This is a genomic window from Phormidesmis sp. 146-12 (genome assembly GCF_052939495.1).
On record NZ_JBJPHS010000137.1, the window covers coordinates 1 to 14,264 of the forward strand.

Consider the following 14,264-nt stretch of genomic DNA (forward strand, 5'->3'; position numbering starts at 1 on the left):
TACGCCAACGCTTTAGTAAACGATAAGGCTGCAACTGAAGTTGACGTGTACTAATGTCGGGAGCAATCAGATCTGGTGTGGTACGGAGAAAGGCAGCCGCTTCTAGAACGCTGGATGTTAACATTCCACGTTGGAATAATAGATACCTGATTTGCTCGATCGGTGTATTTGCATTGAGCATAGATAGCGGCTTTGTGCTTTCCATCACAACTGCGGTGGCAACATGATCTTGTAAGTTTTGTCCCACTCCTGGCAGATCAACGACCACTTCAATCTCAAGCTCCCGCAAGTGCTGGGCGGGGCCAACCCCAGACAATAGTAGAAGTTGAGTCGATCCAACGGTTCCAGCCGAAAGGATTACTTCACGAGTTGCAGTGGCTACTTGCAGCATCCCTTCACGTCGATATTCAATTCCAACTGCCCGATTGTCCTGCATCACGACACGAGTAGATTGTGCATCAGTGAGAACATGCAGGTTAGAGCGACTCATTGCTGGGCGCAAGAAGGCATCCGCCGTACTCCAGCGACGACCTTGATGTTGAGTAACTTGTACCCAGCCTACGCCTTCTAGCTGTGAACCGTTGAGATCAGGATTATAGGGAAAACCGATCGCTTGTGCTGACTCAATAAAAACACGGCTCAGAGGATTGGGATCACGCAGATCTTCAACATACAGAGAGCCACGATCGCCGTGTAGTTCGCTACTACCTCGACTGTTGCATTCTGAGCGACGAAAGTAAGGTAGAACATCTTTCCAACCCCAACCAGTGTTTCCTAACTGCTCCCAGTGGTCATAATCAGCCGGAACACCACGCAAATACATCATGGCATTAATGGATGTAGAACCACCCAAGGTTCGACCTTTTGCCCAATAGCTTTTGCGCCCTTGCAATTCTGCTTGTGGAATCGCACTATAATTCCAGTCATATTCGGTCTTGAAGAGTTGACTAAAAGCGGCGGGAATGTGAATTTCAGGCTTGTGATCTGGTGAGCCTGCTTCTAGCAATAAGACTCGATTTTGGGGGTTAGCACTGAGGCGATCGGCAAGGACACAACCTGCTGCCCCTGCACCCACAATAATGAAATCATACAAAGCACCCTGATTCGTCTGGTTGATCATGACGGTTTTCCATTTCATTGCTGAAGCATTAGGTGTGGAGCATTGCTAAGTTCTCGATCGCATAGAGAGAATGCGGCTCATCCGGCAACATTTTTACAAACACACCGGGTTCTAAATCAATCTCTTGTTCTATCAACATCAGCGTTCCTCGCCCTTCTAACACTGTGAGGCAGACCGATCGAGGGGCTGAATGTTCAGGTAGGGATGTTCCGGCAGTGATGCAAATCAGCGCGTGTGTGACCTGTTCATCTTTGGCGATAACCTGACGAGAAACACCAGGCTTATCATAGTTAACTTTTTCCAAAAGGTTGGCGACGATTGATATACGTAGTTCGGATGTCATTGCTTGATCTCCAATTTAGTGGTGATTCTTGGTTTGTTGGAATGTGCTTAAAACTGGCATTTCGGCCCAACAGTGTGAACAAAAGAAGTAGACTTGCTGATGTCGAATGTGGCGAAGTAATTGACTATGGCAGCATGGACAGGAATACATAGGTCAGATTAATGTTCAGATCAATGTTAGGGAAAGACGATTTTGGGTTCGGGTAGATGTCCTAAATAGAGATGAGCGGCGGCTCTGAGGACAATCTGAGAGTAGAGAATCTTTTGAATTTCTAGACTGGGAGCGCGGTTTGCAATTGCACGGTAAGCAACGATTTCTCCCTCAAAGCTCCAATCACTTTTAGAACGGTAATGATCATAGTCATGAACAGCCGCAAGAACCGCCCCATAAAATGGATTGGTGTAAATTGAAGTATCGTAAGCCTCTGTGCTGACCCAAAGTTGATCTTGTTCGATGTCAGCAAGCACTTCTTTGGGTGAGTGATAGCGCGGATAGTCCGAAAACAAAAGATTTAGAGGCAATTGCTGAAATTCTCCCATGAGCCAGTCGCATAATTCAGCTTGAGTTTCGGGCGAGATCTCAGCAGGATGACCTTCCAGGTAGAATTTGGCCAGGGTTTCCAGTTTTGACTTCATACTGTCCTCCTCTCTCAATAGCATTTTGGAATGCTGGAGTTGCTTCTGTCTTGCGTTACTATCAAGTTAATTCAAGTTTGAGAGTGCGTCTCTGAGGTAGCTCAGGTTCAGCAAAATTAGAGCATCTAGGGTGGTCAACGATGATAGCTACGATCGAGCATTTAACAAAAGCTGCGATTTTTGAGCAGATAGCCTTGGAAGAATTACAGACCTTACAACATCAGTCGCAAGTGCATCGTTATTTACAGGATGAGATCGTGCTGCATGAAGGCGATCGCTTACCTGTGAAACTACATATCCTGCTGGCTGGGAAGCTTCAAGTTAAGAAGACGGCTCCCAACGGGCGAGAAACCCTGCTGAGAATCTTGCTGGCTGGAGAGATATTTGCTGCCCCTGCTCTATTTGGTGATGGGTTGTCTCCAGCGACGATCGTGGCAGAAACTGATTGCGAAATTCTACTAGTTGAAAAATCAGCACTATTGATTGTTTTTCAACGAAATCCTGAAGTTGCAGTTCGCATGTTAGTTACACTAACGCAACGGTTAAATCAACTCCACCAGACCATACATGGACTTGTTTCAGAACGTGCGATCGTGCGATTAGCTCAAATGATTCAGTCAACGGCGGCTCAGTATGGAACCGAACCTAGCCCTGCTGGAAATCGCCTCAATGTTACGCTGTCTCACTATCATATTGCTCGGACGATTGGCATTTCCTATGAGGAGTGTGTCCGGTTGATTGGGCGGTTGAAACCAACGATCGAGTACAAGCGCGGGGGATACATCACGATTTTGGATGCAGAGGCATTAGACGCGATTTCAGCAGGGATGACGGAGGACTAAATCTAACCAGGTATTAGGATTTCTGCCAGTAGTGATTTGCTGCTGCAATGGTGGCGAATTCTGTGGCAACAACTTGCCCAACAGCAATCAGCATCATGGCATCGTCTCCATAAGCTTATCGATCGAATAAACACTCTCATGATTCGATACTCCCAATAAAGTTACTGTCGCACCGCACAGAAGGCAAGATAGCCTGAGCTTTGGTGGTGTTGGCAAAACACTCTAGATTGAGCTTTATACATACTTTGACCGAGTAAGGCAAACTTGTCTTTGAGATAGCTCATACTGTTTGAGCTAATCAGTTCATAGTATTTTTCAACCTGTAAATTTTCGTTGATCCGTGGAGACGATCGTCGGGAAATCCCTCCGTGGTTGCCCGACGATTTAGGGTAGGCACGGGGCACTGTCCCTACAACCAACCAGAAATTTACAGCAAGATACTTCATCACCTTTCAGCTACAATCCATCGACAGGTCAACTTACCATCAACCTTGATCCATTGCCCTACTAATATTTTTCGCCTGGCAACAGGCGGTGTTGCATGTAACGGTGCAGGTTGAGCTTGAGTCTGTCGGATGATTAAAGAATCCATAATCAGGTTCCTCTACTAAGTGGAGACTAAAACAGTTAGGCTTATCTATCGCGAAGTCCCAGTAGAAAAGACAAGATACTCTCTGTCAACTCATCTAGTGAGGAGGCATTTTGGAGCGATCGCCAAACTACAATCTCAAACTCGATTTGAATTTGCAATGCCAGCCTCACTGCCATAAAACTTTTACCAATACCATGCAGCCCGACAACTGTTTGGCGCTGCTCAGCTACTACCCACTGCCGTAATTGGGCTAACTCTGCTTCGCGTCTATAATGGTATGGCTCATTATGGCCGGATTCCTGAAAGAGCCTTGGTAGAGAACAATCTCCTGCCGATAGCTCAACTCCAAAAGCTGACAAGAATTGCGCCAGGGATTGTCGATCGACCGCTTCTTGACGCTTGAGAATACGGGCGATCGTGGTCAGCGATAAACCACTCAGTTCGCTCATGTATTCACGAGTCAAGCGAAGACCAAAGTTGCGATCGTTTGCTAGTTGTTGTTGCGCCTGCTGCAACTTTTGCCATCCCTGATTGGTGAGAATGACACCACGTTCGCGTTTGCGGTGAGAGGTATGATTGTGCTGGTGAGCTTGTCTAAGATCAAGTAGTTTTGGCATGATAAAACTGCCTCTGTTGAGAATAAGAACTGGAATTTACTCAAGTGACCATCAGTGCAGGTCTGTTGTTTATCTGGGTATTGCCTGCACGATCGCTAACCTTAGCTGCTCAAGATTCCAGGCGTTGCGATAGCGAACATTGTTGATGAATAAGGCGGGCGTTGTGGTTACTCCGCTCTGGGTGCCACTTTGGATATCATCAGCGATACGGTTCACATAGCTGTGGTGCCATAGATCCTGAAGCAATCGGCTAATGTCTAAACTAAGCTCGTTAGCATACTCTAAAAGATAGCCATTCTCTAATCGCTGTTGTTGGGCAAACAGGCGATCGTGCATCAACCAAAACTTTCCCTGTGCGGCAGCAGCTTCAGCAATTTCGGCAGCTTTGTATGCTTGAGGGTGAAATCGCGTTCGAGGAAAATGCCGAAACACAAAACAAAGTTGATTATCAAACTGTTGCTGCAAGTGTTGAATCATCTTATGTACCTCACCACAATAGAGACATTGATAGTCACCATAGCTGACAAGTGCGATCGGAGCGGCTAGCACGCCTTGAATATGGTCACGATTTGAAATGGGTACGGTTAGTTGATTCCCGTCGGTCTGATCCATGACTCTTGTAACTGTCGATAGCTTTAAGAATAGGTGAGTCAGGTGGTTGCTGTCGCATCCCCTAGGGGGCGTTTTCAGCCTGCTCAAACGAGGAGCGATCGCCACTGCTTTAGAGCAGGAATGAACCTATCCCAAAGGATAGGAAACTGATCATATGCTCAAACCTAGAGCGCGATAATGCCCCGCTTGAGCGCTACAATCATCGCTTGGGTACGATCGCTAACACCCAACTTACCCAAGATATTTTTGACGTGAAATTTAACTGTGCCTTCTGCGATCGACAACGTGACGCTAATTTCTAAATTGCTCTTGCCCATTGCCATCTGGTTCAGCACTTCTAGTTCGCGATCGCTCAATTCTGGGCTACCCATGCGTTCTGCTAGCTTTGCGCCTACAGCAGGGGGAATGTACTGTTGTCCAGCGTGAACGGCACGAATCGCAGCTAATAACTCTTCTGGTTCTGCATCCTTGAGGACATAGCCTTTAGCACCCGCGCGCAGACCCCGGTAGATATCTTCATCACCATCATAGGTCGTCAGTACAATTAAGTGAGCATTGGCAAATTCTGCAACGATCGCAGCGATCGCTTCTACGCCGCCCATTTCTGGCATTCGCAAATCCATCAAAGTTACATCGGGCTGATGTTGACGAAATAAGGTTACTGCCTCTCGCCCATTGCAGGCTTGCCCCACTACTCGCATGTCAGGTTTATAGTCCAACACCGCAGCTAATCCTTGCCGCATGAAGGGGTGGTCATCGACAATCAGAACCCGAATTGGGGGCAGTGAATCAGTAGTGGAGGAGGTCATACAGCAACTTTAACAACGACTTCTGTGCCCTGTCCGGGATGACTTTGGATCATGAATTTAGCGCCAATGCGTTCTGCTCGTTCAGTCATACTCAGCAGCCCAAACCCTTGACCCACGGCGAGACTTCCCACAGCGAACCCTTGACCCTGATCTCTGATACGGAGAACACATTGTGGTTTGGCATACACTAACTCGACATGAATCGTACTGGTATTGGCATATTTGAAGGCATTTGTGAGTGCTTCTTGCCCAATGCGGAGTAAGTTGATTTCGACCTCCTGGGGCAATGAATAGGGCTGACCCACCACATCGCAGACGATCGCGGTCTCGGTATGGGTAAACAGTTGAATAGCATAGCGTTTGAGGGCACTTGGGAGGTCGCCTTCTTCTAACAGCTGAGGTCGGAGGGCATCCACCGATCGCCGCGCATCCGTCAGCCCTGATCGAGCCAGGGTGCGTCCGGTCTTGATGTAAGCTTGAGCCGCATCTGGATCAAGGATCAGGCGTTGGGCAGCCGCATCTAAGTACACAATAATGCTGGTGAAAGCTTGTGCCAGAGTATCATGAATTTCCCGTGCCATTCGATTGCGTTCTTCTAGAATAGATGCGGCTTCGGCTTGCTTGCGATCGCTCAGATCTAGTACAAACCCAATTACTTGATTCTGATTTTCAGCTAAGACAGCATGACCAATTAGAACGGGGATGCGACTACCATCTGGGCGTTGATATTCTTTTTCGTAGGGCATACAAACGCCCTGAGTCCTGAGTTCCTGGATGGCTCGTTGACTGACGGCAAGATGTTCGGGGGGTGTGATGCTCACCCAATTCACTCGCCCGGCTGCTAAGTCTTCTTGGGTATACCCCACCATTTTGAGAAAGGCCTGGTTAGCTTCGAGAATAGGGCCGTCTAGGGCAGTGACAATGACCCCAATAATATCTGACTCAGCTAACCGCCTAAACTTAGCTTCACTCTGCCGCAATGCGATTTCAATGTGCTGGCGCTCCTCAATTTCTTGTTCTAGTTGGAGGGTACGGGCTTTCACTTTTTGCTCTAGCGTTTGGGTATGTTCAGCTAATTGTTGATGGGAAAGTTTGAGGTTGCCCCAGACTAGATAGCCACTGCTCAGGATGGCAGATATTATCAGGGCAAAGAGTGGCGGAATTATAATCAACCACCAACCTACTAGAAAGGCGCAGTAGACTATTGAACATAGCCCAATACTCAACCCTAAACTAGCGATCGCGGTCTGCTGGGGCGATCGTAAGCGCCAACCCAGAGTTGCGCCAATAGATGCCCAGAACAAAATCCAGAGCCATTCAATCGGTTCAGACCAGACTTGAATCAGCGGCTGACCCTCTAACACCACGCTCAACAGTTGACTGGCGACATGGGCATGAACTTCGACACCAGAGGGGGCAGTATCTGGACTGGTCGTGTAGGAGGTATAGAAGCGATCGGTGAGGCTTTCGGCGGTGAGTCCAATCAAGACAATGCGATCGCGCAGCAAATCTGGTGGAATACGATTTTGTAGAACATCTGTGATTGAAATGCTGCGAAAGCCCTGGGGCAGGTTGCGGAAGTTTGACAAAATTTGATAGCCGCCCGCATCGACATTGCTGTAGCCGCCATCCTGCGATTGTAGGGGAGTGAATACCGCTTTTCCTAGCCGAAACTGGCGATCGCTCAAGGTTTGAGGAGTGATGCCTGCTGCTTCTAAATAATCAAAGGCAAGTTTTGTCCCCAGGCTGAGAATTGTTTGTTGATCTTTACTAGTTAAATACAATAAATCACGGCGAATTCTGCCGTCACTGTCTACTACAAAATCACTAGCACTGACTTGTCCCTTCTGGTTTAACAGAGGCGCGGCTTCTACTGCATCCTGGTCTGCACCACCGACGACTTGTTTGATACCAATGAGATGAGGCGTTGAGGCAAACACTTGAACTAATTCTGCATGACCGGGTTCAACAGGCAAATTGCGAAACAGATCTAGCCCGATCACTTGAGGCTGCTGCTGTTTGATAAGTGTGAGCAAACGCGCTAATGTGCGATCGGACATCGGCCATTGCCCTAGTTGCTTGATATCGGCTTCGTCGATCGTGACCATGACAATTCGGGGGTCAGCCGATTCTATCTGACGTAGGCGAAACAGTTGATCTAGTGCGAGTAACTCTAGTAGCTGCAATGCTCCTAGCAACCGTAGCGCAATCAGCAGAGCAGTGACGGTGGGAGCGATAATCCAGACTCCACGCCATTGCCAGATGCGTTGCTTGAGGGTTGTCCACATAGGTGCAATTTTAAAGGCTCAATAAATTTACTTGCTTATGAAATTTACTTGCTTATGCGCTTATTTCAAATTGATTTGACCTTGCCATACATTCTCTACTCCCTGTCTGCGGCATCCTCGTTTGCTGAGATTCTTGATATCTGAATCATTCACTTGTTCAACAATCACTTATTCATCCTCCTTACCAGAAGTCACTAACTCTAATGCTTACCTAACCTTAAGCCCGAACACGAGCGGCTTTCATACGTACCCGATCTCTCACTCTCAGCTCTTGATATAACTCTACCTGTTCTGATTCATGCCAAAAGAGAACAACCAAACCATACCTTTGTTTATAATCAAAGCCAGTGGGAAATCTTTGTTGACAGCCCACCACAAAATGAATAGCTGGCTCTGAATCACCAGCAGGTATCTTCAATTGAGGTTTAGCTTTCCAAGCTATCCTTCTAACTTGGAGTGTTGACCATTGAACATCTGTTTTAGGTGGACGCAGTTTTACTTCATGACCAGATGGAAGAGTATCTACATCTGAAGATGCATTTTTTGCTCGGTAGATTTCAACTTCCTCGGTAGTTAATCCATGTAATGCTTCAACCCACATTGTATTTGCAAGATACTCTTTGCGACTAGCACGAGTTGGTGGATCATAAGCAAGTGCAACTGTGATGCCCTTCTTCCCTCGTGTTGAAAGAAATATTTTGGGAATCGCAACCCGGTAGATGTGGAGTTTATCTAATTCAACTTCGTCCATCGCCACTAAACGAACCCGGTTCTTCTTGGATACTGCTAAATCATGGACTGAACACATTCCATAACCAGTAAGGCGTAATGTTTCTTCTTCATTACCTAACCACTCTGGAGGACACGGAGGTGAATAGGTTGCACTACCTACTAAAGCACGAATTAAATTAGCAGATGGTCTTTGTCCAAGGGTTTTTTCTAGGCTAGATGCAGCAATAGCAGCAGCATGAGCAACATGAGGACAAGCGAAAGAAGTACCATCTCTAGCCGTAATGAACCGACCACCATCTTCCCTTTGAATTGTTGGCTCCCCTAAAAAGATAAAAGGTTTCCACTTAGGACTTCCGCCTGCAATGGTTTGAATTGCCCAGTTTCCTCCATATGCAACAACATCGGGCTTAACTGCTGCATTATTGCCGCCATAAAAAAGTCCCCACCCAACTCTTGTGAAAGGTGCAGGAGCATGAGCCGGAGCACCTGCAAAAGCATCTTTTAATCGAACACCTGTAGTTTTTACGTGATCTCCAAGAGCATCTGCTCTAGCCAAAGCACCGACTGTAATAGCAAGAGCAGCCGTACCAGGATTACAAATCCTGAGATTCTCATCCTTCAATAAGCTGTCTCGAACAGCCTTTTGAAAATCCTCTCTTGTAGTCACATCATCTGGTATCAGAGGTTCGCAGTTACCAGCAATCTGAACAATCACAACATCAAGCTCTCTAGCTAATTCATCGAGTTTTTCTGCCCAAGGGAATTGCCGCCCACCTCGGTAGGCTTCTCCCCGACTTTCAATCGACAGATTAAAAACTTGGCATTGTCGTTCTTGAACATAGTACCGAATAGCTTGCTCGATCAACCATTCAGCACGATGTTGTTCTGGAATAACAGGTCCCCATGCTGGATCATGACAAAGCACTTTTGCACTACAGATCCGAACTTTGGGCTGCCACTGATTACTTTCTAGACAATTGGCAATGTCACCATAAACAACTAATCCAGCAACAGAAGTTCCATGTCCGTTTAGGTCAGTTGGAGTGTTTTCTCCGGTATCAAAATCTCTTTCCTCAACCACCCAACTCGCTAAAAACGGATGTCCTGAAACTACACCACTGTCTACAACACACACCATTGGATCATTATCCAATGGAACTGGCATTGGATCAGGCGGCAGCATGTCTCTAAACATCTCAGAATAAGCGCGTGACAATTTAGGGGGAAGATCAACACGAGCCACCCAGTCCAACTCTAGTAAAGCTTCTGCTAGCTGCCGAGAACCACGAACTTTGATCAGTAATAAGCTAGAGGTGCGAACCTCTTCGGTTAGCTGTCCATCATAACTAGCGCACATCAAGCGAATATCGCCCAACACCTTGCGAACAGAATCTTGATCTCCAGGATGCCAAAGATCTACATCAAGATAAAAAGATGCCGCCTCAGGAAAACCCTCCTCCTGCAAACGCACTCCGATCCTTTCCTCCCTTGATGGAGAACGCACTTGCTGTAAGGCATCAAAGAAATCTCGTCTCATTCCCGGATGTAATACGCCAATCTCATTACTTTCGGTTTGATAAAGACGTAACTCATTCATTAAAAGATGACGAGAAGTTTCAGTTGGAAATTGCACTAAAAAACAATAGTGATCGTCTTTGTCAACTTTTTCTTTACGTTCATCTACTATCCAAGCTTTGAAATACTCCTCAAGAATTTTTCGAGATTTCTCACTGTTTATGCTGTTCAACTCAAGAACGAGTAGTTCAGAGGGATTCATACCCTTGCTTTTGCGAGTTTCTTCAACCTTTTGAACTGTCTCAGTAATATCGACTGATATTTCGCTAGCGTGCTGAGAACGGCTATCTGGAGAAGGAGGCTTTAGTACGCCACGATTTTGTCGGGTTCGCCGATCCAGTTGATACTTCGGCTCACGAGTGAAGGTGATGTGGATGTATTGACTAGGCTCAATCTGAGATGGAGGCATGTTGATTAATCTTGATCAATCGTTGGTACCGGGTTGCCAGAAGCTTTTTTCAAGATAGCCTGACGATAAGCATGTCGTGAAAGGGCTTCCGTAATATCTTCCTTTTTGACCTGTCGAGTGCCCTGTATGGCACATGACTTACGAACATCGAGACATACTCTTTCCGCATCTGCATAGGTAGCCCCTAATAAATGCTTTACCATTTCAGATACCTGAGAGTCACTAAATCTTAGAGGAAGCAACCGCTTGCCAACTAGTCTCTGAATCTGCTCATCTGTTGGTTTCTCGAAACGGATTACATCGTCAAACCTTCTCCAAGCCGCCGGATCGAGTGCTTGTTCAAAGTTTGTTGCTGCAATAATGAGAGACCGACCACTAAAGTTATCAACGATTTGTAAGTATGAATTAACAACTCGCTTAATTTCACTGTGTTCTGTAGGATCGTCGCGGGATCGCCCAATAGCGTCAAACTCATCAAAAAACATGACCCACTGTCCCCGTTGGGCAAAGTCAAAGACTCTACGAAGATTAGCGGCAGTTTCACCTAATAGCGAAGAAACAACCGCATCAAAACGAACGTACAGTAATGGTAGACCCAGTTCTGCTGCTATGGCTTCTGCTGCTGCTGTCTTGCCGCACCCAGAGGGACCACAAAACAAAACACGACGAGTTGGAAGTAATCCATTAGCTTCTAAAATCTCCCACTCTCGAAATTCGCGCATCAGTCTTTCAAGTGCATTCCGAATTTCTTGACTTAAGATTAAATCTTCTATAAACCGATTAGTCCACTTGGTCTCAAGCAGCGCAACTCCCTTTTCAATATCTTTGGGAACAGTTCCAAGTGGTGTAGGATTTTGTATCTGACCATGCTCTAGGTACCCGTTCCCGTTTTTTAATATTCGCTCCAACTCATTCGCCAGAACGACGTGATGCTTCTTTCGCTCCTCTGCAATAATTTCCTCAGCAGCTTCACGAAAAGCCTGATCGTCGTGCTTCTGGTAACTTTGTATAAGCTTCTTTAATAGATCAGCCCTTGCCATTGCTCTTTTACCTACCAAGAAGTCGCAGCCAATTTACCACTCAAGCACTAATAGTCTAACTAACGTAACACTTTTTGTATAATTCCACTACTGCTGAGTGTCAAGCATTCAATTTGCTTACTACGTTAAAAGCAGAGCAAATATTCTACAATTTTAGCTTATACCAGCCAGTGATGTTGCTTCTTAAAGAGAATTTGATTTCAACCCTTATAATGCTTCGTCGAAGTCTTCTATTATTTGTGTCTGGGTCGGCAGGCCTTCATCTGTAAGTTTTATAAGTTTAAGTATAAGTGGTGAACTTCCAGTGCAGAATACGAAATATCGAACTTAGTACCTGGAAGATCGCCCTCCAGTTCCTGCATTGCAGTATGTAAAGTAGGAATTTTAACCTTTTCGCTAAAAGTTCCAACCTCTTATCCTGAAACTCTGACCTTTCTCCCCCAGAAATAAAGCGCAAAGCCTGGAAAGTCGAGCAATTTTCTCCATTCTTTGAGTTCTGAGCCTCACTGATCGACTTTTGAGGTCAAATCACCTAGCTACGTTCTAAACTATTGCTCCTTCAAGCTAGACCTTCCGAGACTTGCGGGCAAACCGCTGGCTTCACTCACGCCTAGCTCTTATTAGCGATCATATCTCAACCAGTCTCCAGATGCGATCGATTACTTGGCAGTAGTCGGTATTTTTTGTATCAGTTGAGGAGTGATCTCGCTGAGTCCAGCCGATTGTAAAAGTTCTCGCCAAACTGCGTCTAATCTAGCATCATTGGGTTGACTGTTGCGTAGTTCAAATAGGGTTATCAGAGCATCGTACCAGAGGTTGGCACTGCGATATTGTCTGTAGAGTGTCAGCCGTTCTTGAGGAGTCGCCTGCTGAATCTGCTGCATCAGCGCAGGAGAAGGTTCGATACGCCGAATTTCACCTGTGACGAAGCGATCGTGGAAGCGATTTTGGGGATTGCAGATTACCGCAAATGACCACAAATAATCTTTGCCAACTGCGATCGGCGGCACATCGGATGGGAGGCTAATCCGAACAATTGTAGGGGTGTTGGTTAATGCCAATGTTGTGCGATATACCTTGCCCCCAGCAGGATTGCTGAGATTAAATTCTGCTGATTGGGCTTTGGTCTGCGGTACATAAACCAGAATGGTTGGTTGCTTTGCGACAGTTAAGCCTACGCTATTGGTGGGGGTGAGTGCCGTTAAAACTGGGTTAGGCTTTTGGGTATCTTGGGGGCAAGCACTATCGTCTCGGCGGCCACCCGGTGCGGTACTACCAGGGTTAGGCGGCGGCGGGGGTAGCTGACTGGTTTGGTGTTGATGTTCTAGGGCGAATATCGGAGCAATAATAGTGCCAGCCAGCCCAAATCCAACTAGACTAGCTATACATGTAACCTGGAGCGATCGTAGACGGGCACATTGAACATCAGAATGGTTTGATGGTGGCATAGGTTTAGTAGGAATGTGTATAGGCTTTAAATTTAGCGAAGCGGTACTAGTCAAACTAATCGTACTTCCATAACTGAATACTACAATGCGATGTGCAATTTTCTGATCAACGTCCCCCTTTTGAAGGGGGATTGAGGGGGATCTCTGGGCTGTAGCTCCGACGGTGTGATCCCCCAAACCCCCTTCAAAAGGGGGCTAAGAAAAAGTTGCACATCGCGTTACTACAACCAATTTCCTAACAGAATAAACGGGGCCCAGTAATAGGGATGGGACGATCGCCGTTTTTGTAGAAGGGAAATCTGCGCCTGTCGTAAGGCTTCGGCTTTGGTTACGTTGGGTTTGTTCAATTGTTGATAAAATTCGACCATTAGCGCCGCAGTGGAACGATCGCTGACTGCCCACAAAGTCGCCAGAGTGCTACGTGCGCCCGATCGTACTGCTATCCCAGCCATCCCCAATGCTGCACGACGATCACCCTCTGCGGTCTGGCAGGCACTCAATACTAGCAATTCAATGGGGCTGAGTTGACTATTGCGCGATCGCAACAGTTGATCGAGTTGGGTGGCGTTAATGCGACCATCCCAGGTCAGGAGAAATGTTTGTTCGGCATTAGAACTAAACTGTCCGTGGGTGGCGAGATGCACGATCGAAAACGGATTGGCATCAATTTGATTCTGAAAACTTGTGTTCGTAAATCGCTGATTGAGCAATACCTGAGTTGAGAGAGCGGCTTGAATGCGATCGACTTCATAATTTACGTTGGGCAACGCAGCAAACCCTTGACGGGCTTCGCTTAAGCCTCCAATTAAGCCTGTCATTTGTTGACGTTCTAGGGGTTGTGGGGGCAAGAGTTGTAAACCAGGGGCCAGGGCAATGCTGTACTGCTCGATTAAATAGTGTTGACCATCGTGAAGGGCTGCCATTGGTAGATTTCGCAATCCGCCATCGGGCACAAAAACTAGTGTAGTTACACCACTAGCAGCGATCGGGGTGGCGATCGGGCGCAGCAGCAAGTTATACACCTGTTGGGCAATGGGTAAGCGTTCTTCTACAAATGAAGTGGGAATCAGGGATTGCCGCATCTGGTCTAGAATGCGATCAGTTTCCAGGGCAGGTAATGTCGTTTCGGCATAGCGTAAGGGTTGGTTGCTGCTTGACTGACAAAACTCAGGAAAGCGAGAAAGGAAGCTAGGAGGGAAGTA

13 protein-coding genes and 1 pseudogene are annotated in these 14,264 nt (G+C 46.7%); 1 reads left to right on the forward strand and 13 read right to left on the reverse strand.

What is annotated here, in order from left to right; all coding sequences use genetic code 11:
- The 3 genes from ACKFKF_RS31055 to ACKFKF_RS31065 form a co-directional block, all read right to left on the reverse strand.
- Positions 1-1,138 (reverse strand): GMC family oxidoreductase (locus ACKFKF_RS31055; protein WP_446871234.1); only part of this gene is annotated, 1,138 nt, incomplete at its 3' end.
- Positions 1,139-1,148: 10 nt separating this feature from the next.
- The gene (locus tag ACKFKF_RS31060) at positions 1,149-1,463 is read right to left on the reverse strand and encodes a cupin domain-containing protein (RefSeq protein ID WP_446871235.1); all 315 of its coding nucleotides are present in this window, start codon (positions 1,461-1,463) and stop codon (positions 1,149-1,151) included.
- A gap of 176 nt (positions 1,464-1,639) precedes the next feature.
- Positions 1,640-2,098 carry a hypothetical protein gene (locus tag ACKFKF_RS31065; RefSeq protein WP_446871236.1) on the reverse strand — a complete coding sequence of 153 codons (459 nt, stop codon included), beginning with the start codon at positions 2,096-2,098 and terminating at the stop codon, positions 1,640-1,642.
- 140 nt (positions 2,099-2,238) lie between these two features.
- On the opposite strand from ACKFKF_RS31065, the gene ACKFKF_RS31070 reads away from it, so the two are divergent.
- On the forward strand, positions 2,239-2,940 hold the full coding sequence (locus ACKFKF_RS31070) for a Crp/Fnr family transcriptional regulator (RefSeq protein ID WP_446871238.1): 702 nt from the start codon (positions 2,239-2,241) through the stop codon (positions 2,938-2,940).
- Between the two features lie 13 nt (positions 2,941-2,953).
- On the opposite strand, the pseudogene ACKFKF_RS31075 reads toward ACKFKF_RS31070, so the two are convergent.
- From ACKFKF_RS31075 to ACKFKF_RS31120, 10 genes and pseudogenes are all read right to left on the reverse strand, one after another.
- Positions 2,954-3,040: pseudogene (locus ACKFKF_RS31075) on the reverse strand (hexameric tyrosine-coordinated heme protein); the annotation flags it as partial.
- A 61-nt stretch (positions 3,041-3,101) separates the two neighbouring features.
- Entirely contained in the window at positions 3,102-3,386 is a 285-nt protein-coding gene (locus ACKFKF_RS31080) for a hypothetical protein (RefSeq protein ID WP_446871239.1), read from the reverse strand.
- Between the two features lie 187 nt (positions 3,387-3,573).
- The gene (locus tag ACKFKF_RS31085) at positions 3,574-4,149 is read right to left on the reverse strand and encodes a hypothetical protein (RefSeq protein WP_446871240.1); all 576 of its coding nucleotides are present in this window, start codon (positions 4,147-4,149) and stop codon (positions 3,574-3,576) included.
- 69 nt (positions 4,150-4,218) lie between these two features.
- Complete coding sequence (locus ACKFKF_RS31090; protein WP_446871241.1) at positions 4,219-4,761, reverse strand: DsbA family protein; 543 nt, start codon at positions 4,759-4,761, stop codon at positions 4,219-4,221.
- A 164-nt stretch (positions 4,762-4,925) separates the two neighbouring features.
- Complete coding sequence (locus ACKFKF_RS31095) at positions 4,926-5,570, reverse strand: response regulator (RefSeq protein ID WP_446857811.1); 645 nt, start codon at positions 5,568-5,570, stop codon at positions 4,926-4,928.
- On the reverse strand, positions 5,567-7,858 hold the full coding sequence (locus ACKFKF_RS31100) for a CHASE2 domain-containing protein (protein WP_446871242.1): 2,292 nt from the start codon (positions 7,856-7,858) through the stop codon (positions 5,567-5,569). The genes ACKFKF_RS31095 and ACKFKF_RS31100 overlap by 4 nt, the downstream gene beginning before the upstream one ends.
- A 217-nt stretch (positions 7,859-8,075) precedes the next feature.
- The gene (locus ACKFKF_RS31105) at positions 8,076-10,574 is read right to left on the reverse strand and encodes a S8 family peptidase (protein ID WP_446871243.1); all 2,499 of its coding nucleotides are present in this window, start codon (positions 10,572-10,574) and stop codon (positions 8,076-8,078) included.
- A 5-nt stretch (positions 10,575-10,579) separates the two neighbouring features.
- Positions 10,580-11,614, reverse strand: coding sequence for an AAA family ATPase (locus ACKFKF_RS31110; RefSeq protein ID WP_446871245.1), 1,035 nt, complete (start codon positions 11,612-11,614; stop codon positions 10,580-10,582).
- Between the two features lie 659 nt (positions 11,615-12,273).
- Positions 12,274-13,062, reverse strand: coding sequence for a DUF928 domain-containing protein (locus ACKFKF_RS31115; protein WP_446871246.1), 789 nt, complete (start codon positions 13,060-13,062; stop codon positions 12,274-12,276).
- Between the two features lie 221 nt (positions 13,063-13,283).
- A partial coding sequence (locus ACKFKF_RS31120) for a CHAT domain-containing protein (protein ID WP_446871247.1) occupies positions 13,284-14,264 on the reverse strand: 981 nt, incomplete at its 5' end.